Annotated in this window: 18 protein-coding genes; 13 read left to right on the top strand and 5 right to left on the bottom strand. The window is 73.8% G+C overall.

Going from position 1 to position 23,333, the window contains the following annotated elements; translation table 11 throughout:
• Positions 1 to 136: 136 nt before the first annotated feature.
• The 3 genes from ABT095_RS03645 to ABT095_RS03635 all read left to right on the top strand — a co-directional run bounded on the left by ABT095_RS03645 (position 137) and on the right by ABT095_RS03635 (position 3,983).
• Positions 137 to 1,417, top strand: a complete 1,281-nt coding sequence (locus ABT095_RS03645) for a YhgE/Pip domain-containing protein (RefSeq protein WP_350527596.1) — start codon at positions 137 to 139, stop codon at positions 1,415 to 1,417.
• Entirely contained in the window at positions 1,414 to 1,878 is a 465-nt protein-coding gene (locus ABT095_RS03640) for a P-loop NTPase family protein (RefSeq protein WP_350527595.1), read from the top strand. Before ABT095_RS03645 ends, ABT095_RS03640 begins: the two co-directional genes overlap by 4 nt.
• A gap of 86 nt (positions 1,879 to 1,964) precedes the next feature.
• On the top strand, positions 1,965 to 3,983 hold the full coding sequence (locus ABT095_RS03635) for a serine/threonine-protein kinase (protein WP_350527594.1): 2,019 nt from the start codon (positions 1,965 to 1,967) through the stop codon (positions 3,981 to 3,983).
• A gap of 7 nt (positions 3,984 to 3,990) precedes the next feature.
• On the opposite strand, the gene ABT095_RS03630 is transcribed toward ABT095_RS03635, so the two are convergent.
• The 3 genes from ABT095_RS03630 to ABT095_RS03620 all read right to left on the bottom strand — a co-directional run bounded on the left by ABT095_RS03630 (position 3,991) and on the right by ABT095_RS03620 (position 6,808).
• Positions 3,991 to 4,365, bottom strand: coding sequence for a DUF3052 domain-containing protein (locus ABT095_RS03630; RefSeq protein WP_350527615.1), 375 nt, complete (start codon positions 4,363 to 4,365; stop codon positions 3,991 to 3,993).
• A 251-nt stretch (positions 4,366 to 4,616) separates the two neighbouring features.
• A complete protein-coding gene (locus ABT095_RS03625; RefSeq protein WP_350527593.1) occupies positions 4,617 to 5,441 on the bottom strand; it encodes a peptidase in 825 nt (274 codons plus the stop codon).
• Positions 5,442 to 5,443: 2 nt separating this feature from the next.
• A complete protein-coding gene (locus tag ABT095_RS03620; RefSeq protein ID WP_350527592.1) occupies positions 5,444 to 6,808 on the bottom strand; it encodes a VWA domain-containing protein in 1,365 nt (454 codons plus the stop codon).
• 115 nt (positions 6,809 to 6,923) lie between these two features.
• On the opposite strand from ABT095_RS03620, the gene ABT095_RS38825 reads away from it, so the two are divergent.
• From ABT095_RS38825 to ABT095_RS03580, 8 genes are all read left to right on the top strand, one after another.
• Complete coding sequence (locus tag ABT095_RS38825) at positions 6,924 to 8,486, top strand: ATP-binding cassette domain-containing protein (protein WP_502884806.1); 1,563 nt, start codon at positions 6,924 to 6,926, stop codon at positions 8,484 to 8,486.
• A gap of 66 nt (positions 8,487 to 8,552) precedes the next feature.
• Entirely contained in the window at positions 8,553 to 9,053 is a 501-nt protein-coding gene (locus tag ABT095_RS03610; protein ID WP_350527591.1) for a DUF1269 domain-containing protein, read from the top strand.
• 73 nt (positions 9,054 to 9,126) lie between these two features.
• A complete protein-coding gene (locus ABT095_RS03605) occupies positions 9,127 to 10,482 on the top strand; it encodes an FtsW/RodA/SpoVE family cell cycle protein (RefSeq protein WP_350527590.1) in 1,356 nt (451 codons plus the stop codon).
• Positions 10,482 to 11,999 carry a penicillin-binding transpeptidase domain-containing protein gene (locus ABT095_RS03600; protein ID WP_350527589.1) on the top strand — a complete coding sequence of 506 codons (1,518 nt, stop codon included), beginning with the start codon at positions 10,482 to 10,484 and terminating at the stop codon, positions 11,997 to 11,999. The genes ABT095_RS03605 and ABT095_RS03600 overlap by 1 nt, the downstream gene beginning before the upstream one ends.
• An 87-nt stretch (positions 12,000 to 12,086) precedes the next feature.
• Positions 12,087 to 13,496: a DUF2079 domain-containing protein gene (locus ABT095_RS03595; protein ID WP_350527588.1), complete on the top strand. Its 1,410-nt coding sequence runs from the start codon at positions 12,087 to 12,089 to the stop codon at positions 13,494 to 13,496.
• 141 nt (positions 13,497 to 13,637) lie between these two features.
• Complete coding sequence (locus ABT095_RS03590) at positions 13,638 to 15,245, top strand: DUF2079 domain-containing protein (protein WP_350527587.1); 1,608 nt, start codon at positions 13,638 to 13,640, stop codon at positions 15,243 to 15,245.
• A gap of 115 nt (positions 15,246 to 15,360) precedes the next feature.
• A complete protein-coding gene (locus ABT095_RS03585; RefSeq protein ID WP_350527586.1) occupies positions 15,361 to 16,566 on the top strand; it encodes a glycosyltransferase 87 family protein in 1,206 nt (401 codons plus the stop codon).
• Positions 16,563 to 18,176: a N,N-dimethylformamidase beta subunit family domain-containing protein gene (locus ABT095_RS03580; protein ID WP_350527585.1), complete on the top strand. Its 1,614-nt coding sequence runs from the start codon at positions 16,563 to 16,565 to the stop codon at positions 18,174 to 18,176. The genes ABT095_RS03585 and ABT095_RS03580 overlap by 4 nt, the downstream gene beginning before the upstream one ends.
• 45 nt (positions 18,177 to 18,221) lie before the next feature.
• On the opposite strand, the gene ABT095_RS03575 is transcribed toward ABT095_RS03580, so the two are convergent.
• Positions 18,222 to 19,904 carry a penicillin-binding transpeptidase domain-containing protein gene (locus ABT095_RS03575; protein ID WP_350527584.1) on the bottom strand — a complete coding sequence of 561 codons (1,683 nt, stop codon included), beginning with the start codon at positions 19,902 to 19,904 and terminating at the stop codon, positions 18,222 to 18,224.
• A gap of 65 nt (positions 19,905 to 19,969) precedes the next feature.
• Entirely contained in the window at positions 19,970 to 21,733 is a 1,764-nt protein-coding gene (locus tag ABT095_RS03570; RefSeq protein ID WP_502884805.1) for a dolichyl-phosphate-mannose--protein mannosyltransferase, read from the bottom strand.
• Positions 21,734 to 21,818: 85 nt separating this feature from the next.
• On the opposite strand from ABT095_RS03570, the gene rsmI reads away from it, so the two are divergent.
• Positions 21,819 to 22,661 carry a 16S rRNA (cytidine(1402)-2'-O)-methyltransferase gene (rsmI, locus tag ABT095_RS03565; RefSeq protein ID WP_350527582.1) on the top strand — a complete coding sequence of 281 codons (843 nt, stop codon included), beginning with the start codon at positions 21,819 to 21,821 and terminating at the stop codon, positions 22,659 to 22,661.
• A 239-nt stretch (positions 22,662 to 22,900) separates the two neighbouring features.
• Positions 22,901 to 23,323 (top strand): hypothetical protein, encoded by a 423-nt coding sequence (locus ABT095_RS03560; protein WP_350527581.1) that lies wholly within the window; start codon positions 22,901 to 22,903, stop codon positions 23,321 to 23,323.
• The last annotated feature ends 10 nt before the right edge of the window (positions 23,324 to 23,333 follow it).

The raw sequence follows: 23,333 nt of genomic DNA, 5'->3' as shown, positions 1-23,333 counted from the left end.
CGGGCCGCACCGGTGAGGCCGACTTCGGCCAGCACTTCGTCGACCCGCGCAGAGGGGATCGCGTTGCTGCGGGCCAGCGCCAGCAGGTGGGACCGCGCCCGGGCCGCCGCGCCGGGGCGCACTAGCGTAGGGCGCCATGGCCCCTCCGAATCCGCCCGGGCAGCAGCGGGCCGGCACGCTGCTGCGCCTGCCGAAACTGTGGATCGCGCCGAGCGTGCTCGCCGCGCTGGTCACCCTGGTGCTCTCGCTGCTCTACATGGGCGGCATCATCGACCCGAACGGCAACCTGCACCGGCTCCCGGTCGCCGTGGTCGACGCCGACACCGGCCCGCCGCTGCCCGGCCAGCCGGCCAGCCTGGGCGCCCAGGTGGCCCGCTCGGTCGTCTCGGCCCCGCCCGCCGGGGCGATCGAATGGCACCAGGTCTCCCAGGCCGAGGCCGAGGACCAGCTCGCCTCCGGCAAGGTCTACGGCGCACTGGTCGTCCCGGCCGACTTCACCGCCTCCGTGGTCGCGCTGACCACCGGTCAGGCCGTCAAGCAGCCGGCCATCACCGTGCTGACCAACCCGGGCGTGGGCAGCCTGGGCTCCTCGATGGCGGCCCAGATCAACCAGACCGCGGCCCGCCAGGCCTCACTGGCCATCGGCAAGCAGCTGACCGCCGCTCCGGCGGCCGCCGCGGCCGGGGCCACCGCCCGGCTGCTGCTGGCCGACCCGGTCCAGGTCACCACCCGGGTCGGGCACCCGATCGGGCGGCACAGCGGCCTCGGCCTGAGCGCCTTCTACCTGACCCTGCTGCTGGTGCTCAGCAGCTTCATCACCGGCAACCTGGTGCACAGCGGGGTGGACGGCGCCCTCGGCTACGCGGACAGCGAGATCGGCCCCTGGCACTCGCGGCGGCCCACCGTACCGATCGGCCGGACCCAGACCCTGGTGCTGAAGATGGCCATGACGGCCGGGATCCTGGTGCTCACCACCACCCTGGTGCTGGTCGCGTGCATCACGCTGCTCGGGATTGACGCCTCGCACATCCCGCTGCTCTGGCTCTTCTCGTACTGCGCCTGCCTGGCGGTCGGTCTGGGCGTGCAGGCCATCAACGCCGCGTTCGGCAGCATGGGGCAGCTGGTCTCGATGTTCGTCTTCATCGCGCTCGCCCTGCCCTCCTCGGGCGCGACCGTGCCGCTGCAGGCGGTGCCCTCCTTCTACCGCTTCCTGGGCGCCTTCGAGCCGATGCGCCAGCTCAGCGCCGGGGTACGGGCCATCCTGTACTTCGACGCCCGCGGTGACGCGGGGCTGACCAGGGGCTGGATCATGATCTCGATCGGTTTCGCCGCCGCCCTGGTGTTCGGCTTCCTGATGACCCGTTACTACGACCGCAAGGGGTTCCGGCGCCTCACCCCGCAGCCGCAGTCGGCATGAGACGCGTCGTGGTCCTCGGGCGCGGCGCCGCCGGCAAGTCCACCCTGGCCCGCCGGCTCGGCACGCTCACCGGACTGCCCGTCATAGAACTGGACCAGCACTTCTGGGGCCCCGGCCTCGAGGCGACACCCCCGGAGCAGTGGGCCGTCCGGCAGGGCGAACTGGCCCGGGGCGAGGCCTGGATCATGGACGGCGACCTCGGGCCGTACGATGTGCTCGAAGCCCGGCTCCGCGCGGCGGACACCGTCCTGCTGCTCGACTTCCCGTTCTGGCGCTGCGCCTGGCGGGCGCTGCGGCGCTCGCGGGAGCGCGCCGACTTCTGGTGGTGGGTCTGGTCCTACCGCCGCCGCAGCCGCCCGCAGCTGCTCACGGCGATCACCGCGCACGCGCCCGGGGCCCGGCTGCGGGTGCTGCGGACCCCGCGCGCCGTCCGGCAGTTGTTGGACGAAGTGATCAGCTGACGGGAGGTCGAGACCTGTGCCGCCGCTCTGGCACACTGGGCGGGCGGCGGAGGGTACGCCGCGCATGACAAAACCGGGGGCGGGCCATGTGGGGTCAGGGGACGGAGCTCGGCGGTCGCTACACCTTGGTGGAGCGGCTCGGCGGCGGCGGGATGGGCGACGTCTGGCGCGCCGACGACGGTGTGCTGGAGCGCCCGGTCGCGGTGAAGATCCTGCTGCCCTCGCTGCTGGACGACCCCGAGTTCGCCAAGCGCTTCCGCCAGGAGGCCAAGCTGCTGGCGACGCTGCGCCACCCGGGCATCGTCGCCGTGCACGACTACGGCGAGAGCGAGCTGGGCCCCGGCCTGCGGGTCGCCTACATCGTGATGGAGCTGATCGACGGGCGCCCGCTGGACACGCTGCTCGCCGAGCAGGGCCCGCTGCCCGCCGAGCGGGTGCTCACCATCGCCGCCGAGGCGCTCGACGCCCTGCACGTGGCGCACCGTCAGGACGTGGTGCACCGGGACATCAAGCCCTCCAACCTGATGGTCCGGGAGGACGGCCGGGTCACCGTCACGGACTTCGGCATCGCCAGCGCCACGGCGGGTACGAAGATCACCGCCTCGCACGCCGTCCTGGGCACCGCCCTGTACGTCGCCCCGGAGCAGGCCGAAGGGGCGGCCGTCACCCCGGCCGCCGACCTCTACTCGCTCGGCGTGGTCTGCTACGAACTGCTCACGGGCTCGCTGCCGTTCAACGGCACGAACGTCCTCGAGGTCGTCCTCAAGCACGTCCGGGAGGCGGCGCCGGAGCTGCCGGTGCGCTTCCCCCGGCCGGTCCGTGAGCTGGTCGCCCGCGCGCTGGCGAAGCGCCCGGAGGATCGCCACCCGGATGCGGCGGCGATGGCCGCGGCGGCCCGGGCGGCCCTGACCGGCGAGGAACCGGTCGGCGGTGCCCCGGCCAAGGGCGCGGCGTTCGGCGGCGCGGTGGCCGGTGGCGGCCTGGGCCGGGGGACGGCCTTCGGGGGCGCGGTCTTCGGCGGTCCGGCCGCGGGTGGTCCGGCCGCAGGTGGTCCGGCTGCCGGCGGGGCGGCCGGTGGCGGTGGCGGTGGCGAGGAGCCGACGGTGCCGCTGCGGGAGCCCGTGGTGGCTCCGGTCGCCGAGCCGAAGGCCGAGCCGGTGCCGGTGGCGGTGGCGGCCGAGCCGCGGCGGCGGGCGCCGCGGCTGCTGGTGCCGCTGATCATCCCGTGCGTGATCACCGCCGGGGCCGGGACGGTCTGGATGGTGGACCAGGGCCCGTTCCGCAGCGACGCCGCGAGCGGGGCGCACGCGACGGCCCCGGCTCCCGCGGCCGGGGGCCTCGGCTCGGCGACCGTCTCGCCGGGGTCCGCCACCCCGGGCTCGCCCAGCGGCGCCGCCTCCGGCACGCCGGGCAGCGGTACGCCGGTGCCGAGCTCGGCCCCGCCGGGCGCGGGGGCCGCGGTGGTGCCGGGGCTGACCGGCGGTCAGGTGCCGCCGCCCGGCAGCGGGCAGCAGCCGGGCAGCCCGCAGGGCGGCGGGGCCACCAGCGGGGGCAACAGCAGCACGTCCGGCGGCAACAACGGCGGCAACGGCGGCACCTCCGGCGGAGGCGGCAAGGGCGGTTCGACGGGCACGGCACCGCAGCCGCCGGCCTCCTCGGCCCCGAGCGTGCCAAGACCGCCCGCCCGCCCGGACGGCTGCGGCGGGGCGGGCGACGTGGTGAGCGTCGCCTCGGGCCTCAAGCTCGGCCTGGCCAAGGGCGACCTCAGCGGCGGCGTGGCCCTGGTGACGGGCGGCCACACCGAGTTCGGCTGGGTACGCGGAGCGCCGGGGGTGAACGGCTGGCAGAGCCTCTACGCCTGCAGCACCGGCAACCCGGAGGTGGGCGTCGGCGGGTACGGCCAGGGCGCGGTCGAGCTCGCGGGCGGCTACGGGGACGTCCTCACCTGGCTGTTCTCCAGCGTGAACAACTCGGCGCACACCTTCACCGTCCGGATGTACCCGACCGGGCAGTACTGCCTGACCGCCGGAGCCGGCTCGGGCAGCCCGGTGACCGTCACCATGTGCGATCCGGGCAACCGGGCCCAGCAGTGGACGCTGTCCTGACGGCGGCTCACTCACCCTTCGGCGGCACCAGCCGGGTGCCGGACCAGTTGGCCGCGATGCTGGCCGACTTGGTCGGCGAGAGACCGGCCGTCCGGGCCGCCTCGGAGACGTCGCTCGGCTCGATGTAGCCGTCCCGGCCGGACTTGGGGGTGAGCAGCCAGATGAAGCCGTGGTCGTCGAGCAGGCCGATCGCGTCCACCAGGGCGTCCGTCAGGTCGCCGTCGTCGTCGCGGAACCAGAGCAGGACCACGTCGGCGACGTCGTCGTACTCCTCGTCCACCAAGTCCTGGCCGGTCACCTCCTCGACGGACTCGCGGAGGTCGTAGTCCACGTCGTCGTCGTAGCCGATCTCCTGTACGACCTGCGCGGCCCGGAAGCCCATCCGGGCCGCCTGACTGCTCCGCTCTTCCTGCGATGTCGACACTGCGGCCTCCTGCTCTCTCCTGCTGCTCGGGTGCTACGAGCGTCACCCATCGGCGCCCGGAAGCGTGTTCCGACGCCGCCATGGAACCAGGATTCATCCGCTTGGGGCCGGGAATCGACAAATCGCCCCGGGTGGACGCGGCGGTGTGCTCCGTGCGAAGGGCCGGAGCCCGGCGCGAACGCCGGACCCCGGCCCGTGGGCCGCACCCGTCAGGGCTGCGCGGGGTACTGCGGGGGCCGGCCCGGGCGGCGGTGGCCGCGCGGGTGGCGGGTCAGCGTGTAGCCGCCGATGCCGGCCAGGGCGGCCAGCGCGGCGCCGCCGGCGGTCCAGAACCAGCGGGTGTTCCAGCCGGAGAACAGGTCCGAGTACCAGTGGTGCTCGGTCTGCGCGCCCGCGAGGGCCGGGGCGGCCGGGGCCGCGGAGGCGGTGGGCGGCACCAGCGGTGCCTTCAGCTCGCCGCCCTCGGGCTGGGCGTTGTCGGCGTCGCCCTTGCTGCCTATGTGCAGCTCCACCTGGGCCGCGAGGCCGAAGTCCTGCGCGTTGGCGTCCCCGGTGGTCAGCCGGACGTAGTACGTGCCGGGCAGCGGGTCGCCCGACCAGGGCTCGGCCCAGGAGCGGACCTGGCGCAGCGTGCAGTTCAGGTGCAGCGACGCGGTGGCGGGGTCCGCGGTGGCGTTCTGCGGGCCGGTGGTGCAGGACTGGCGCCGCCGGAGCCCGTCGAAGACCTCGACGGACCAGGTCTGCGGCCCGTGCCGGTCGGTGGCGGGCGGCAGGCTGACGTTGACCTTGACGGTGTCGGTCTGCCCCTCGGTGGCGGTGAACGCCCAGTAGAGGTAGTCGCCGGTGGAGGCCGCGACGGTGGCGTCCTGCCCGGCGGCGAGCTTCGTCGCGGTCAGGAAGGACGTCCCGGCGGTGGTGGCCGGGGCGGAGGCCGCGACCGGGCTGGCCGAGGCGGCCGACGCCGCCGAGGCCGTCAGCGGCACCAGCGCGGTGGCCGCGGCGAGGCCGAGCAGGGTGGAGGTGAGGTGTCGCATGGTCAGTTCTCCCGCCAGACAGCGATCCGCCAGCGCGCCAGCCAGCCGAAGACCAGGCCGGTCAGCAGGCCGGCGCCGGTGAGCACGAGCAGCAGCACCCAGCCGCGCCCGAGCCCGGCCGCCGGGCCGTCGGGGGCGGGCGAGGCGGCGGCCACGTCCACCGTCAGTTCGAGCGGCAGGCCGGGCTCGGCCTGGCTGCCGGCCTGCGGGGCCAGCGAGTTGCTGACGATCAGGCAGACGGTGCTGCCCGCCGCACCGGAGAGCGCCGCGGGGGAGGCGGTCGCCGAGGGGGTGACCGAGGCCGAAGCCGAGGCCGAGGGGGCCTTGCCCGGGGCGGACCAGCGCACGCCGGTGGAGAGCACGTCGGTGCGGCCGCTCGCCGCGTCCGTGCCGCGCACCAGCTCCTGGCCGTCGGCGTCGGTGGCCTGCAGCAGCACGCCGTAGTCCCGGGCCACCGGGCGGTCCAGCGAGACGCTGACGGCGGCCCGCAGCTCCTGGCCGGCCCGCACCGGCACGCGGTACACCCGGTGCTCGGAGAACTTCTCGCGGTCGCTGTAGACCCCGGGGGCCAGCAGCGGCGCGTCGGGGCACCTGTCGGTGCCGGTGGTCTTCACCGGCGTCACCTTGTAGGTGTCCCCGGCCCGGGTGACCAGCTGCTTCACCTTGTCGGTCATCTGCTGCTGGGTGCGCACGTCGGTGTAGGTGCCGCCGGTCGCGTTGGCGATGCACTCCAGCTGCGCGGTGGTCTTGTCGTCGTGCGCCAGGCCGAGGGTGTCCACCACCAGGTGGGTGCCCTGGGCGGCCAGCTCGCGGGCCACCTCGCACGGGTCCGGCGGGCCGCAGTCGTCCTCGCCGTCGGTGACCAGCACGATCCGTCGGGTGGTCTGCCCGCTGCCGAGGTCCTGGGCGGCGCCGCGCAGCGCGAGGCCGATCGGGGTCCAGCCGGTGGGCCGCAGGGTGGCGACGGCCGTCTTGGCCTCCACCTTGTCGGTCTTCCCGATCGGGAAGAGCTGCTGGGTGTCCTGGCAGCCGCGGGCCTTGTCGCTGACCGGGACGGTCGCGCCGAAGGTGCGGATGCCGAACTGGGTCTCGCTCGGCAGCGCGTCGATCACCTCGTCGATCGACTGCTGGGCGACCGAGATCCGGCTCTTGCCCTGGATGTCGGTGGCCCGCATCGAGCCGCTCACGTCCAGCACCAGGTCGACGCGCGGCGCCTCGGAGCTCTGCGGGGCGCCACTCTGCGTCGGCGGGGCGGTCGGTTCGTCGGCATGGGCCGGCAAGCCGCTCAGCGCGGCCCCGGCGGCTATCGCCAGGGCGGCCAGCAGCCTCACCGGCCGGGCCTGCCATCGTCGTTGGATGATCGTCACCGCCGCATCCTAGGGACCGTCAGTTGTCGAAGACCAATGCGGTCCCTCGGCGTTCACGCTGCTCACACACCTTCGTCCGTAGGCTGCGGGCCACGGAGAGGGCGGGGGAGTGCTGATGGAACTGCACGGGGCGGGGAAGCGGTACGGGCGGTGGGTGCTCCAGGGCGTCGACCTGACGGTCGGCCCGGGTGAGCTGGTCCGGATCGGCGGGGCGAACGGGAGCGGGAAGTCCACGCTGCTGAAGCTCGTCGGCGGTCTTGAGCGGCCGAGCGCGGGGCGGGTGGAGGTGCGGGGGCGGCGTGCGTACGTGCCCGAGCGCTTCCCGCCCGCGCTGCCGTTCGACGTGCGCTCCTACCTGCACCACCTCGGGCGGGTGCACGGCCTCTCCACGGCCGAGGCGGCCCGCCGGACCGACCACTGGCTGGAGCGGTTCGGCATCGCGGGCTACGCCGGGACACCACTCAGCCGGCTCTCCAAGGGCACCTGCCAGAAGGTGGCCGTCGTGCAGGCGCTGATCGCCGAGGCGGAGGTCCTGCTCCTGGACGAGGCCTGGACGGGGCTCGACCAGGAGGCCCGGGCGCTGCTCGACCAGGCCGCCGTGGAGCGGGCCGCGCAGGGCGGCCGGGTGCTCTTCGTCGACCACGACCCGACCCGGCTGGCCGGATCGGTCACCGCCGCCTACACCGTCGAGGCGGCCGGCCTGCAGCGGGCGGAGCTTGACGCCCCGTCCGCCGAGATCGTCCTGATCGAGGCCGTCGGGCGGGAGGGCCTCGTCCGGCTGGAGAGCGACACCGAGCACTCGGACGCTCTGCTGAGCCGCCTGCTTGCTGCAGGAGCCCACATACGTTCGGTTGCACAGACCAGGGGCGCGGGGAACTGCGCGAGCTCGGAAGGCACCGGCCTCTCGCCTGCCATCTCGCGCAGTTCCCCGCGCCCCCAGGTAGTGCAACCGACTGAGAGCGCACCGGTGCGGCGAGGTGCCGGGCGGGCCGCGCGGTTCCTCGCCCCCCTGGTGGCGTACCAGTTGGAGCTGCTGTTCCGGTCCCAGCGGTGGTTGCCGCCGTTCCTGGCATACGTGCTGTTGCTGGGGCTCGGCTGGACGGCGGGGGAGTCGCTGCTCACCGCCTACGGGTACACGACCGCCGTGCTGCTGCCGGTGACGGCCTGGTACGTGCGCTGCACGGCGACCGGCGAGGGGCCCGCCGCGCGGGCCTGTCTGGGGGCGGCCGTGGGGCCGGGGCGGCTGCACCTGGCGGCGCTGCTGACGGCCGGTCTGGTCGGTTCGGCGCTGGGGCTGGCCGGGTTCGCGGCGGTGTGGGCGTTCGGCGGCCCCACCAGCGTGCCGAGGCCGGACGTCCCGCCCGCCCCGCTCGGGCCGACGCTGTTCGCGGCCCTGCTGGCCACGGTGGTGAGCGTGCTGCTCGGGGTGGCCCTCGGGGCGCTGACCGTACGGCCGGTGCTGTCGCGTGCGCAGTACGGCATCCCGCTGAGCCTCGGCGGCTCGGTGCTGGCCCTGGCACTGCCCGGCTCGCCGGCGAACGACACCGTGCACGCCCTGATCACCGCCGCGTACACCGGCGAGGTGCACCTTCCGCTGCTCGCCCCGGTCGAGGCCGCGCTGGCCGTCACCGCAGCAGCGGCCTACGCAATCCGGACACACCGGAATCAATGGCAATAAATATGGCTAATCGCGACTAGGGTGCGAGGGAACCGCCAGACCGTACGCGTCGGAAGGATCCACCCGGTGAGCAACCTCTTCGCGATCGCCTACCCCGATCTCGCCACCGCCCAGCAGGTCCGGGCCGAGGCGGTGAGCCTCCAGAAGCAGAAGCTGATCGAGCTGGAGGACGCCGTCGTCGTCGAACGGCGGGAGGACGGCCGGATCAAGCTGCACCAGGCCGTCAGTACCACCGGGGCCGGGGCCGCTTCGGGGGCGCTCTGGGGCGGGGTGATCGGGCTGCTCTTCTTCATGCCCTTCCTGGGTGCGGCCGTCGGCGGGGCGACCGGCGCGGCCATCGGGGCCTCCACCGACATCGGGGTGGACGACAACTTCATGAGGCAGGTCGGCGAGCACCTGCAGCCCGGCTCCGCCGCCGTCTTCCTGCTGGTGCGCAAGGCGACCGCCGACAAGGTCGTGCCCGCCCTGGCCCGCTTCGGCGGCCAGATCATCCAGACCTCGCTCAGCACCGAGGCCGAGGCCGAACTCCGCGCCACCGTCGAGGCAGCCCGGACCGCGGGCGTCTGACCGACCCGCCTGACCGACCCGATCCAGGGGCCGCTCCGCGCAGGGGCGGCCCCGATGCTCCGACAGGAAGGCCGTGGCCTCACCCTCCGCCGCCGCGCGCAGCGCCGCGCCGCCCCGACCGCCCGTCAGGAGCCGCCGCACCACCGAGCTCGTGCTCACCCTCGGCGCGGTGGCGGTCGCCGTCTTCGGGTACGTCGAGGTCGGTGTGAACATCGACGGCCGCGTGCCCTCGGGCGCGGCCGGGTACGGCGCCGCCCTCGGGGTGCTGGCGCTGCTGGCCCACGGGGTGATCCGCTGGAAGGCGAAGTACGCCGACCCGCTGCTGCTGCCGATCGCGGTGCTGCTCAACGGCATCGGCCTGGTGGTCATCTACCGGCTCGACCGGGCCACCCCGAACAGCCAGGCCGCGCCGACCCAGCTGCTCTGGTCCACCCTGGGCGTCGCGCTCTTCCTCGCCGTGGTGGTCCTGCTGCGCGACCACAAGGTGCTCCAGCGCTACGCGTACGTGGGCGCGCTGGCCGCGCTGGTGCTGCTGGTGCTGCCGATCTTCTTCCCGCCGGTCTACGGCTCGCGGATCTGGATCAAGCTCGGCCCGCTCTCCTTCCAGCCCGGCGAGTTCGCCAAGATCCTGCTGGCGGTCTTCTTCGCCGCCTACCTGGCCGTCCACCGCGACGCGCTCGCGCTCACCGGCCGCAAGGTGTGGCGGTTCCAGCTGCCGCGCGGCCGGGTGCTCGGCCCGGTGCTGCTGATCTGGGCGGCCTTCGTCGGCGTGCTGGTGCTCGAGACCGACCTCGGCACCTCGCTGCTGTTCTTCGGGCTCTTCGTGGTGATGCTGTACGTGGCCACCGCCCGCAGCGGCTGGATCGCCATCGGCCTCGTCCTGGCGGCCGCCGGCGCGGTGACGGTCGGCTGGCTCTCCCCGCACGTGCACAGCAGGGTCACCGACTGGCTGGACCCGCTGGGTTCGATCGCGGCCGGCCAGGGCGCCAACCAGATCGCCCAGTCACTGTTCGCCTTCGCCTGGGGCGGGATGCTCGGCGCCGGGCTCGGTCTCGGGCACTCGATCCTGATCGGCTTCGCCGCCAAGTCCGACTTCATCCTGGCCACGATCGGGGAAGAGCTGGGCCTGGTCGGCCTGGTGGCGATCCTGTTGCTCTACGCCCTGCTGGTCTCGCGCGGCTTCCGCACCGGCATCGCCCTGCGTGACCCGTTCGGCCGGCTGCTGGCGATCGGGCTGGCGGCCATCGTCGGCCTGCAGGTGTTCGTGGTCGCGGGCGGGGTGCTCGACCTGATCCCGCTGACCGGTATGACGCTGCCGTTCATCGCCCAGGGCGGCTCCTCGGTGGTGACCAACTGGATCATCGTCGCGCTGCTGGTCCGGATGAGCGACGCCGCCCGCCGCCCGCTCCCGCCGCCCGAAGAGGTGTGATGTTCCGTCGAAGCGGCACTCCGAGGAGTACCAACGGCCCGCTCGGCCTGCCCGGCATCTCCACCACCGGGCGCCGCGCGGGCACCTTCTGCCTGCTGCTGATCCTCGCCCTGGCCGTCCAGGCGACCAGGGTGCAGGTCTTCCAGGCCGATTCGCTCGACCACAACACCGCCAACCAGCGCCTGACCGTCGAGCGGTACAGCCAGCCGCGCGGCAACATCCTGGTCGGCGCCGAGCCGGTCACCGGCTCGGCCGGGACGGGCGGGAGGTACGACTACAAGCGCACCTACACCGACGGCCCGCAGTACGCCGCCGTCACCGGCTACTCCTCGCAGATCTTCGGCAACACCCAGATCGAGGGGGTGGACGACGACCTGCTCTCCGGCACCGACAGCCGGCTGGCGAGCTGGGCGCTCTGGGACGAGATCGCCCGCAAGCAGAACCCCGGCGGGGACGTGTTCACCACCATCGACAAGGCCGCCCAGCAGGCCGCGATGAAGGGCCTCGGCGACCAGAAGGGCGCCGTCGCCGCGATCGAGCCGGCCACCGGCCGGATCCTCGCCCTGGCCAGCACGCCGAGCTACGACCCCGGCTCCTTCGCGGGCTCCGGCAAGGCCGACCAGGACGCCTGGAACAAGCTGCAGGCCGACACCGACCAGCCGATGCTCAACCGGGCGTTGCGCCAGATCTACCCGCCGGGCTCGACCTTCAAGGTGGTCACCGCCGCAGCCGCCCTGGCGAACGGCGTGGTGACCGGCATCGACGCGGGCACCGGCGCGCCCTACCCGTTCGTGATGCCCGGCACCACCACGGCGCTGGTCAACGACACCACTGCCTGCGACGAGCCGAACCAGACCCTGGACCAGGCGATGGTCAACTCCTGCAACAGCGTCATGGGCTACCTCGGGACGCAGGTCGGGCTGCAGAGGATGGTGGCGACGGCGGAGGGCTTCGGCTTCAACGACGCCAAGCTCGACACCCCCGTCCGGGCGGCCCGGAGCAACTTCGACACCAAGATGAACCAGTCCCAGGTCGCACTCTCCTCGATCGGCCAGTTCGACACCGCCGCCACCCCGCTGGTGATGGCGATGGTCGCCGCCGGGGTCGCCAACAACGGCCTGGTGATGCATCCACAGCTTGTGGACAAGCTGACCAGGAGCGACGGCACCACCGTGCAGGTGATGAAGCCCGCCGTCTACCGGCAGGCGATCAGCTCCGGCGTGGCCAGGCAGGTGCAGCAGCTGATGACGGACGTGGTGGAGAACGGCACCGGCCGCAGCGCCCGGATCAGCGGCGCCACCGTCGGCGGCAAGACCGGCACCGCCCAGCACGGTGTGGACAACACCGGCATCCCGTACGCCTGGTTCATCTCCTGGGCCAGGCCGAGCGGCTCCGACCAGGTGCCCCCGGTGGCCGTCGCCGTCGTGATCGCCGACAGCGGCGCCACCGACGTCACCGGCGGCGGGCTGGCCGCCCCGATCGCCAAGTCCGTGATGCAGGCGGTGCTGGACCGCTGACCCCGGTGCAACTCCGGAAGCGATGTACGCGTATGACTGTCTGACAATATTTCAGACAGTGGGCCGTACTTCCGGGGGGAACCAGGCGTGACGACGTTGACCGTGGCCGCATCCGTACGGGTCGAGCCGGAGATACCCACGCGCCCGGCCCGGCGGTGGCCGTACCTGCCGTGGGCCCTGGCGGCGCTCTTCCTCCTCGCCTACACCCTGCTCTCCTTCCGGCGGCACGACCAGGCGCTGACCACCGGGTACGACCTCGGGATCTTCGAGCAGGCCGTCCGGGGCTACGCCGAGGGCCACGCGCCGACCGTGGCGCTCAAGGCGGACGGCTTCAACCAGCTCGGGGACCACTTCTCGCCGGTGCTGGCCCTGCTCGCCCCGCTGTACTGGCTCTGGCCGGGGGCGAAGGCACTGCTGCTCGGGCAGGCCGCCCTGCTCGCCCTGGCCGTGCACCCGCTGACCGGCTACGCCCAGCGGCGGCTCGGCCCGGGCGCGGCCGTGGTGGTCGGCGTCGGGTACGGGGCCTCCTGGGGGATCGCCTCGGCCGTGGGCTTCGACTTCCACGAGATCTGCTTCGCGGTGCCGCTGGTCGCCTACGCGGTGGTCGCGCTGGGGGAGGGGCGGCTCGGGCACGCGGTGGCCTGGGGCGCGCCGCTGGTGCTGGTCAAGGAGGACCTCGGGGTCACCCTCGCCGCCCTCGGCTGCCTGGTCGCCTGGCGCGGCGCCCGGCGGCTCGGCCTGCTGACCGCCGCGTTCGGCCTGGCGGCGACGGCGCTGGAGATGCTCGTCCTGCTGCCCGCGATGAACCCCGGCGGCCGGTTCGCCTACTGGACGGAGATGGACAGCGGCGCCGCCACCCACGGCCACAGCCTCTGGACCCTCCCGCTCGACCTGATCACCCCGGCCGACAAGGCCCGCACCCTGATCCTGCTGCTGGCCGTGACGGCCTTCCTCGCCGTCCGCTCACCGCTGCTGGCGCTGGCGGTCCCCACCGTGGGCTGGCGGCTCGCCTCCGCCAACCCCAACTACTGGACCACCTACTACCACTACAGCGCCGTGCTGATGCCGATCGTGTTCGCGGCCTTCGTGGACGCGCTCGTCCGGCACCCCGGCCTCCGGCGCCGGGCGCTCGCCGTGAGCCTCGCCGTGACGGTCCTCCTGGTGCCCGGCTACCCGCTCGGCCAGCTCGGCACCGGCCTGCTCTGGGCCCACTCCGACCGGGCCGCCGCCGTGCACCGGCTGCTGACCCGGATCCCCGACGGCGCCCGGGTCGCCGCCTCCAACCGGCTGGTGCCCCAGCTCACCGACCGCTGCACGGTGATCCTCTTCGACCGCCCAGAGCGCTGGAACACCGCCGAGTGGCTCGCGGTGGACGAGGGCAGCCCGATGGGCTGGCCGCTCACCCCCGAGCAGGAGCTGCACGAGCTGGCGCTGGCGAAGGACGACGGCTACCGGGTGGTGGTCTCCGACGGCGGGGTCACCCTGCTGCACCGGTGAGCCCGCCGTTCCGCTTCCTGTGACCGCACTGTGACGGCCGGGGTGACGGGCGTCACGGAGGCCCTCCCGGGCCTGGGCTAGCGTGTGTGGCTTGGCCCCGGCCCACCAGGGTGGGGGCGGCTCACCGGGGGGACCAGCGCCATGCCCACGTCCAGCAGAACGACTGCCGAGACGGTGGCGGCCCCTGCCGTCGTGGTGTCACCGCCCGCCGCACCGGCCGGGCGCTCGAGACGCCGGACGCTGATGCTGATGCTGGTCTGCGCCGGGATCACCTTCGCCCTCGGCCTCCAGCAGTGGACGGCCGTGCAGATCGGCGGCTTCGACCTCTCGATATTCGACCAGGGCGTCCGCGGCTACGCGCACTTCGGCCTGCCGGTCTCGGAGGTCAAGAGCTACCACCACGAGTTCCCGCCCGGCTTCTCACTGCTCGGCGACCACTTCTCGCCCGTGCTGGCACTGCTCGCCCCGCTCTACTGGCTCTGGAACGACCCGCGCACCCTGATGCTCGGCCAGGCGCTGCTCTTCGCGGTCGGCGTGCCGCTGGTCCGCCGGATCGCCCACCGCAGCTTCGCCCACGCCGGCCCGCACCGGGCCCGCCGGGCCGCCGACCTGGCCGGCCTGGTCTACGCCCTCGGCTGGCCGCTGCTCACCGCCGCCAAGGGCGGTTTCCACGAAGTCGCCTTCGCCGTGCCGCTCACCCTGCTGATGTTCGAGCGCGGCGCGGCCCGCCGCTACGGCACCATGGCGCTCGCCGCCCTGCTGCTGTGCGGCACCAAGGAGGACCTCGGCCTGCTGGTCGGCGCGTACGGCCTGGTCCTGGTGCTGCGCAGCCGCCGCAGCCACGACGCGCGGGGGCTCGGCTGGGGGCTCGGGCTGCTGGTGGCCGGGCCGGTGGCCGCCGCGGCCGCGATCGTCTGGCTGATACCCGCGATGGGCGGCGTGCCCGGCTACTACTGGAACTACGGCTCGCTCGGCCCGGACGCCGGCTCCGCCCTGCACAACGTGCTCGCCGACCCCTCGCTGCTGCTGCAGGACGTGTTCAGCACCCCGGTCAAGTCGCTGCTGGTGCTCTGGCTGTTCGGCACCCTCCTGCTGCTCCCGCTGCGTTCGGCCACCACCCTGTGCGCCCTGCCGCTGCTGACCGAGCGGGTGCTCTCCGACAACCCCAACCACTGGCCGATCACCCATCACTACGACGCCTTCCTCTGGCCGGTGCTGCTCACCGCTGCCCTGGAGGCGCTCGGCCGCCTGCACGCCCGTAAGCCCCTGACCGCCCGCCGGCTCGGGCTCACCGCGGCCGCGCTCTCGCTGGTGGCGGCGGTGCCGCTGGGCATCGGCGGCCTGCTGCTGCCCACCAGCTGGACGCCCAAGACCAGCGCCGCCGCGATGGTCCGGGCCGCCGCGCTGATCCCGGACGGCGCCTCCGTCGAGGCCGACAACCAGGTGGTGCCCCGGCTCACCGCCCGCACCGACGCCGTCCTGGTGGACGGCACCCCGCGCGGCCGCGCGTACGTGCTGATCCGGCCGAAGGTGCGGACCTTCCCGTTCCAGTCCGCCCAGCAGCAGGCGGACCGGGTGCAGCTGCTGCTCGCCCACGGCTACCGGCAGATCTGGGCCGAGGACGGCGTGGTCCTGCTGCACCGGGAGTCCACCGAGCCGATCCCCGGCGAGCACGTGCCCGGCCCGGGCAGCACCCCGGTGCAGGACATCGTCCCCAAGGACGTGGGCCGCAACCTCTTCCGGGGGTAGCCGGTCGCCGCGATCCGGGATCGCGCCGGCCCTCGCCGCGGTCGTCCGGGTGTTGGTCACCCGGACGCGCGCCCGCCTCCACCGGCCGTCCACCCGGCGCGCCTACCCTTCACCCATGGTGAGCGTCCGGATCCCCGACGTGACCGACCGTGGTGTCCAGGCGCTCGGCTGGGCCGCGGCGGCGGGCTGGGCCGCGGTCTTCCCGCTCGCCGGGGCCGGGCCCAACCAGTCCCTGTGGGGCGCGCTGGCCGCCCCTTCGTACGCGCTGGCCGCCCTGCTGCGCGCCGCGCTGCCCCGGCGCCCGGCCGGGCCGGCCGCGGCGGTGGCCGGGCTGCTCGGGGCGGTGCTCGCGCCGCTGGTGCTGCTCTCGGTGCACGAGCGGCGGCAGTCCGAGGTGATGGTGGTCGAGCGCTCGGCCGACCTGCTGGTGCACACCGGCCTCCCGTACCTGACCGCCCCCGTGCTGCCCAGCGACTACAACCCGTACCTGCCGCTGATGACCCTCTTCGGCCTGCCCCGGGCCTGGCTGGGCAACGTCGGCCCGGCCCGGCTGCTGGCGGGGGACGCCCGGATCTGGTTCGCGCTGGTCTTCCTGCTCGGCCTGCTCGCCTGCGGGCGGCTGCTCGGCCGGCGCCGCACCGGGCTGCCGCTGGCCGCGCTCACCGCCTCGCCGCTGATCGCGCTGCCGCTGGCCGTCGGCGGGGTGGACCTGCCGCTGATCGGGCTCTGCTGCCTGGCCCTGGCGCTGGCCGGCCGGTCGCGGCCGGTGGCGGCCGGGCTGGTGCTCGGTCTGGCCTGCGGCCTCAAGTGGACGGCCTGGCCCGCGCTGCCCGTGCTCGCCCTGCTGCTGCACCACCGCCGGGGGCCGACGGCGGCGGGCCGCTTCGCCCTCGCGGCGCTGCTCACCACGGCCGCCGCCGTGCTCCCGCTCGCCCTCGGCCGCCCGGACGTGCTGCGTGACCAGGTGCTGCGCTTCCCGCTCGGGCTCGGCAGCGTGCCCACCCCGGCCGGGAGCCCGCTGCCCGGCAAGCTGCTCGCCGGCCTCGGCCCGGCCGGCCACGCCCTCTCGCTCACCCTGCTCGCGCTGGCCGCCCTCGGCCTCGCCCGGTACGCCCTCGCCCACCCGCCCGCCACCGCGACCGCCGCCGCCGACCTGCTGGCCGCCGGCTTCACCCTGGCCGTGCTGCTCGCCCCGGCCGCCCGCTTCGGCTACCTCGCCCTGCCCGCCGTGCTGCTCCTGTGGCCCCGTCTGACGGCTGGTCAACCCGGGCCGCCCCCGATAAGGGCCGACCGCCTGGAACGGCATAAAGTGCGGGCATGAGCGAGCAGCGGGGGACCAACCGTCGGCGATTCCTCGGCCTGGCGGTCGGTGCCGCCGCCGGGCTGACTGCCTGTGGCTCCGGCGAAGGCGAAGGCCAGGGCCGGGGCCCCGCCGCGAGCCTCAGCACCAGAGCACCCGGCGGCGGCACCGGCACGCCCGCCGCGAGCCGCTCGGCCGAGGCCGAGAACGGCCGCCCCGGCAACGCCGACTGGCGGATCACCAAGGCCGGCCCCGACCAGGCGATCGAGGGCTTCGCCGACCGGGTCAGCGTGCTGCCGGGGGAGTCCTTCGGCCTGAACGTGTCCACCACCGCCCCCGGCTTCACCGTCTCGGCGTACCGGATGGGCTGGTACGGCGGCGCCCGGGCCCGGCTGGTCTGGAAGTCCGACCGCCTGCCGGGCACCAAGCAGCCCGCCTTCTCCGTCGACCAGAAGACCCGCACCGTCCGGACGAAGTGGTCCAAGAGCACCACGGTCGACACCACCGACTGGCCCGAGGGCTGCTACCTGCTGCGCCTGGACGCGGACGGCGGCGCCGGCCAGCGGTACGTTCCGGTCACCGTGCGCTCGCGCTCCGCCGAGGGCCGCACCGTGGTCGTCAACGCCGTCGCCACCTGGCAGGCCTACAACGAGTGGGGCGGCTACAACCTCTACAACGGCCCGACCGGCGGCCTGCCGACCCGCTCGCTGCAGGTCACCTTCGACCGCCCGTACAAGTACGACGACGGCGCCGGGCTCTTCCTGGTGTACGAGGCCCCGCTGATCGCGCTGGCCGAGCAGCTGGGCATCCCGCTCGCCTACACCACCAACGTGGACGTGGCGGCCGACCAGGCGGCGCTGCAGGGCGCCACGGCGGTGCTCTCGCTCGGGCACGACGAGTACTGGTCGAACGAGCAGCGCCAGCACATCGCCGCCGCCCGGGACGCGGGCAGCAACCTGGCGATCCTGGGGGCGAACTGCTGCTTCCGCCGGGTCCGCTTCGAGCCCACCGAGCTGGGGCCGGACCGGATGGTGGTCTGCTACAAGGGCGCCTGGAAGGACGACCCGGGGTACAAGGCAGGCAAGCCGGCCACCACCGACTTCCGCTCCGCGCCGGGGGCCGATCCGGAGAGCTCGCTGCTCGGCGTGATCTACGACGGTTACCCGGTGGACGCGCCGTACGTGGTGACCAACCCCGGCCACTGGCTCCTCGAGGGCACCGGCGCCAAGCAGGGCGACAGCTTCCCCCACCTGGTCGGGGTCGAGTACGACCGGGTCAACACCGGCTTCCCGACGCCCCGGCCGATCGAGATCCTCGCGCACTCCCCGGTGGTCTGCGACGGCCGCAAGAGCTTCGCCGACACCGCCTTCTACTCCACCCCCGGCGGCGCCGGCGTCTTCGCCAGCGGCACCATGCGCTGGGTCGAGGCCCTGGACGCCGGCACCCCCGAGGGCGGCGGCGACCACGGCATGGACGCCAAGGCCGGCGCCTTCACCCGCAAGGTCACCGAGAACCTGCTCCGCACCTTCGCCGCCGGCCCGGCGGGCGAGGCCCACCCGGCCGCCGACAACGTGGCGGCGGTCTACGGCACCCCGGCCGGACCGCCGCCCAAGGCCAACGCCAAGCGATAGGGCCGGCCCGGTCCAGGGCCTGTCCGGCCCTGGACCGCTCCGGCCTCAGTGCTTGTTGCCGACCTTCAGCACCGACGCGGCCACCGGCCCGGCGGCGTCGGCGCCGTAGCCGCCGGCCTCGACCAGGACGGCGACGGCGAGGTCGCCCGAGTAGGCGGTCAGCCAGCTGTTGGGCTTGGCCTGGTTGCCGACCTCGGCGGTGCCGGTCTTGGCGCCGGAGCCGCTGGGCAGGCCGACCCCGGCGGCGGTGCCGCTGGTCACGACCGAGCGCATCATCTGCCGCAGGGCGTCCAGGGTGTCCGAGGAGAGCTGCTTGGCGGCGGGCTGCTGCTCCATGCCGGGGACGAGCACCGGCTGGTGGAAGGTGCCGTTCTGCACCGTCGCCGCGACCGAGGCCATCGCCAGCGGGCTCATCTGCAGGCTGCCCTGGCCCATCAGCTGGACGGCCCACTGGTTGTCACTGGTGGGCGCGGGCACCTTCGGCGGGGCGATCGGCAGGCCGGTCTTCCAGGTCGTGCCGAGCCCGAACGCGTCCTTGGCGAGGGTCTCCATGTCGCCGCGCTTGAGCTTGCTGGTGCCGGCCTGGAGGAAGGCGGTGTTGCAGGACATCTGGAAGTCCTTGAGGAAGGACGCGCCCGGGTCCTGCTCGTCCTTGTCGTTCTTCACCGTCTGCCCGACCTGGGTGAAGGTCGGCGGGCAGGGCATCGCGTCCCCGGACTTGACCCCGGCCTCGAGCAGCGCGGCGGCCGTGATGATCTTCATCGTCGAGCCCGGCGCCACCGCGCCGAGGAAGGCCCGGTTCATGCCGGTGGCCGGGTTGTTGGCGATGGCCAGCACGTTGCCGGTGCTCGGCTCGATCGCCACCAGGCCGACGTTGTGGCCGGTCTGCGACTTCACCGCCGCCTCGGCCGCCCGCTGCAGGTCCGCGTCCAGGGTCAGCTTGAGCGAGGGCTGCGGCTTGGGGTCGGTGATGGTGAAGAGCTGCTCGGCCTTGCCGGTCGAGTCGTTGGTGATCGCCACGCCCGTCCCGGCGCCCCCGGCGTCGGCCGGCGGCTGGTACTTGAAGCTCGCGAGCAGCGGGGAGAGCGAGTCGAAGGTCTTGATCGGCCGGCCCTTGCGGTCCTGCAGGGTGCCGGGCTGGGCGGCGACCGGCTGCACCGAGATGGACTCACCGGCGTCCAGGTGCGGGTGGATGACGTGCTGGCTCCAGTGCACGGCGGCCGTGTTGTCGCTCATCTTCACCAGCCCCAGCACGCCCTCGTAACTCCAGGCGTTGGCCGTCCCGGCGAATTCGGCCTTGGCCTGGTAGCCGAGCACCACCTGACCGGAGGTGTCCTCCGCCGGGGCGGAGGGGGAGGCCGAGGACGGGGTGGTGGGCGCGGTCGAGCTGGTGGGTACGGCGAAGGCCGGCGCGTGGGCCTCGGCGGTCAGGGTCAGGGCGCTCGGGTTGACCTTGGTCTTGAACGCGGTGAGCGCGGCCAGCGCGGTGTCCGGCTTGTCGGTCAGCTTGGCGGCCGCTTCGAGGTCGCCCTTGGACCAGGCGTCCAGGAAGGCCTTGGCCGTCTTCGCGGCCTGGTCCGCGGCGGGCGGACCGGCCACCACCGTGCGGACCTTCGGCTTGTCGGCGTTGCCGGTCACCGCGCTGACGATGTTGTAAGCCCCGTAGCCGCCGACACCCAGCATTGCGGTGCAGACCGTGGCCAGGCCTATCTTGACGCCCTTGTTCATTGCTCCGTGCTCCCCCTGATCGGTCGTACGCGTCCGGAATGGATCCGTCCGGACACCTTAGGCCGTCAGATCCAGCTGGTGAACCACATGCGGGCCCGCCAGGCATCCATCGGGATGGTCTCCCCTGTGTAGAGGGGGTAGAAGTACAGAAAGTTCCACATGATCACAAGAATGATCAGGCCGGCCCCCACGGCTCCGGCCACCCGCCGCTCCCGCCGCGCCCCGGCGGGGCCGACCATGGCGCCCAGCATCATGGTCACGGCCAGCACCAGGAACGGTACGAAGGCCACCGCGTAGAAGACGAAGATCGTCCGCTGCTGGTACTGGAACCACGGCAGGTACCCGGCGGCCAGCCCGCACAGGACCGCCCCGGCCCGCCAGTCCCGGCGCGCGGCCCAGCGGTAGAGGCAGTAGACCAGCGCGACGATCCCGGTCCACCAGAGCAGCGGGGTGCCGATGGCCAGCACCTCGCGGGCGCACTCGCTCACCTGGCAGCCGCTGGTGCCCTGCTTGGGGGACTCGTAGAAGTACGAGACCGGGCGGGCCTGCACCAGCCAGCTCCACGGGTTGGACTGGTAGGTGTGCGGGCTGGTCAGGTGGGTGTGGAACTCGTACATCGTGGCGTGGTAGTGCCAGAGGCTGCGCAGCGCGTCCGGCACCCAGGTCAGGTCCACCTGCGGCAGCGGGACGCCGAAGAGGTGGTCCGGCGAGAGCCCGGCCCGGTGCAGCGCCCAGTCCCGGCCGTAGCCGCCCTGGCCCGGGGCGGTGCTGGAGAGGAACCAGCCGGTCCAGCTGGCGATGTACACGGCGGCGGCGACCAGCAGCATCAGCGGGCCGGCGAAGACGGCGTCGAAGAGGCCGTACGCCCACCAGCGGCGCGCCCCGGCCATCTTGCGGGCGCCCGCGTCCCAGCAGACGGTCAGCAGGAAGAAGGCCAGCAGGGCGTACATGCCGCTCCACTTGGTGGCGCTCATCAGCCCGAGTGCCACGGCGGCGGCCCACCGGTACGGGCGCCAGCCGAGGAACAGCCACCAGCGGGAGTGCTGCCAGTCGCCGCCCGGCCCGCGCTCCAGCCGCTCGGCGATCAGCCGCCTGGTCCGGTCCCGGTCGAGCAGCAGCAGGCCGAAGGCGGCCAGGAACCAGAACATCACCACCAGGTCGAGCAGGGCGACCCGGCTCATCACGAAGTGCAGCCCGTCCACCGAGAGCAGCAGCCCGGCCACGCAGCCCAGCAGGGTGGAGCGGAACAGCCGCCGCCCGATCCGGGCGATCATCAGGATCGACACCGTGCCGAGCAGGGCCATCACGACCCGCCAGCCGAAGGGGTGCATCCCGAACAGCTGCTCGCCCGCGCCGATCAGCCACTTCCCGACCGGCGGATGGACGATGTACGACGGGTCGGTCTGCAGGGGCACGTGCCCGCCGGACATGATCTTGGTGTTGGCGTCCTCGGCCCAGTTGCTCTCGTAGCCGTTGTGCCAGAGCGCGTACGCGTCCTTGGCGTAGTACGTCTCGTCGAAGATGATCGCGTTCGGCTGCCCGAGGCTGGTGAAGCGCAGCGCCCCGCCGAAGAGCGCCACCGCGATCGGCCCGGCCCAGCCGGACCAGCGGGTCGCCCAGCGCCAGAGCCAGGGCAGCACCAGGCCGGACATCCGCACCCCGAGCGGCACCGGGAGCTCCCGGCCGCGGGGCATCGGGGGCACCAGCCGTTCGGCCACCGTGACGGGCCCGCCCCGCTCCGGCTCGCGCGGTCCGGGCACGGCAACGGCCCCCTCCTGCTCGGAGTGGTCTACGCCAGTGCGCGGGGGGTCAGCCAGGTCGCCGGTCACCGCCACATCGTAGGGGCGCCCCCCGAACGGTCAACAGGGGTGTCCGAACCAAGGCACTCCGTCCGGGGCTGGGAGGATGGACCTCGTGACAGGTGTACTCGTACTCGCAGGGACCCCCATCGGCGACGTCTCCGACGCCCCGCCCCGGCTGCTCACCGAGCTGGCCTCGGCGGATGTGATCGCGGCGGAGGACACGCGGCGGCTGCGCCGCCTCACCCAGGCGCTCGGCGTCACCCCCGGTGGGCGGGTGGTGTCCTACTTCGAGGGCAACGAGGTGGGCCGCACGCCCGAGCTGGTCGAGGCGCTGCTCGGCGGGGCCCGGGTGCTGCTGGTCACCGACGCCGGCATGCCCTCGGTCTCCGACCCCGGCTACCGGCTGGTGGACGCGGCCGTGGCCGCCGGGGTGAAGGTCACCGCGGTGCCCGGCCCCTCGGCCGTGCTCACCGCACTGGCGCTCTCCGGCCTGCCGGTCGACCGCTTCACCTTCGAGGGCTTCCTGCCCCGCAAGACCGGCGACCGTGCCCGCCAGCTGGCCCAGATCGCCGCCGAGCCCCGCACCATGGTCTTCTTCGAGGCCCCGCACCGGATCGCCGAGGCGCTGGCCGCGATGGCCGAGGCCTTCGGCGGCGAGCGCCCGGCCGCCGTCTGCCGCGAGCTCACCAAGACGTACGAGGAGGTCAAGCGCGGCCCGCTGGCCGAGCTGGCCGCCTGGGCCGCCGAGGGTGTCAAGGGCGAGATCACCGTGGTGGTGGCCGGTGCCCCGCCGGCTGCCCCGGCCGAGCTGACCCCCGCCCAGATGGCCGAACGGGTCGCCGCCCGGGAGGAGGCGGGGGAGCGCCGCAAGGAGGCGATCGCCGCCGTCGCCGTCGAGCTGGGCCTGCGCAAGAGCGTGGTGTTCGACGCCGTGGTGGCCGCCAAGCAGCGGTAGGAACGCGCATTCGAAACTGGCGCTGACCTGCGGTGTGCTCGGCGGTCCGGCTGGTCGTACGGTGGGAGGGAGCACCGGGTAAACGCGGGCTGGGAGAAGCTTTGGCCCGGCTTTCGTACAGGCCTATCCAATTCGGCCCCAAGTCTTGGCAAGCCGGGTGGCGGAGTGCCTCACCCGGGCATTCCCTGGATGGGAAAGACCCGAGCCGGACGAACGTCCGGAGGGCGTGGGAGACGGCTATGAGCGAGACCATCGGTAGCCCCCTGACTGCGAGTGCGAACGAGCGTGAGCCCGGTGCCGTCGGGCTCACCACCAGGCCGCCGACCCCGGTCGAGACCGTCCGCGAGGCGTACTCCTTCGCCTGCCTGAGCTGCGGCTACGGCTGGGAGCAGGCGTACGACATCGAGCACCACCGGGCCCGTGACGGGCACGTGCTGATCGAGTACCACGCCAACGGCGTCCGGGTGCCGTCCCCGCTGCTCAAGCCGGCCTGCCCGGGCTGCGGCGGGCACACCGTCCGGATCATGCGGGCGGGCCGGGTGGCCACGGTCGAGAGCACGCTGCACACCGCTCCGGGCTACCCCTCGCACGCCGTGCCGGCCGACCCGCCGGGCCCCCAGCGCGCGCCGCGCCGCCACTGGTGGTCCTTCTTCCGCCGCTGACCTCGGGGCC

The organism is Kitasatospora sp. NPDC002227, from assembly GCF_040296285.1.
In the GTDB taxonomy this organism is placed as follows: Bacteria; Actinomycetota; Actinomycetes; order Streptomycetales; family Streptomycetaceae; genus Kitasatospora.
This window is presented reverse-complemented; position numbering and strand designations above follow the sequence as displayed.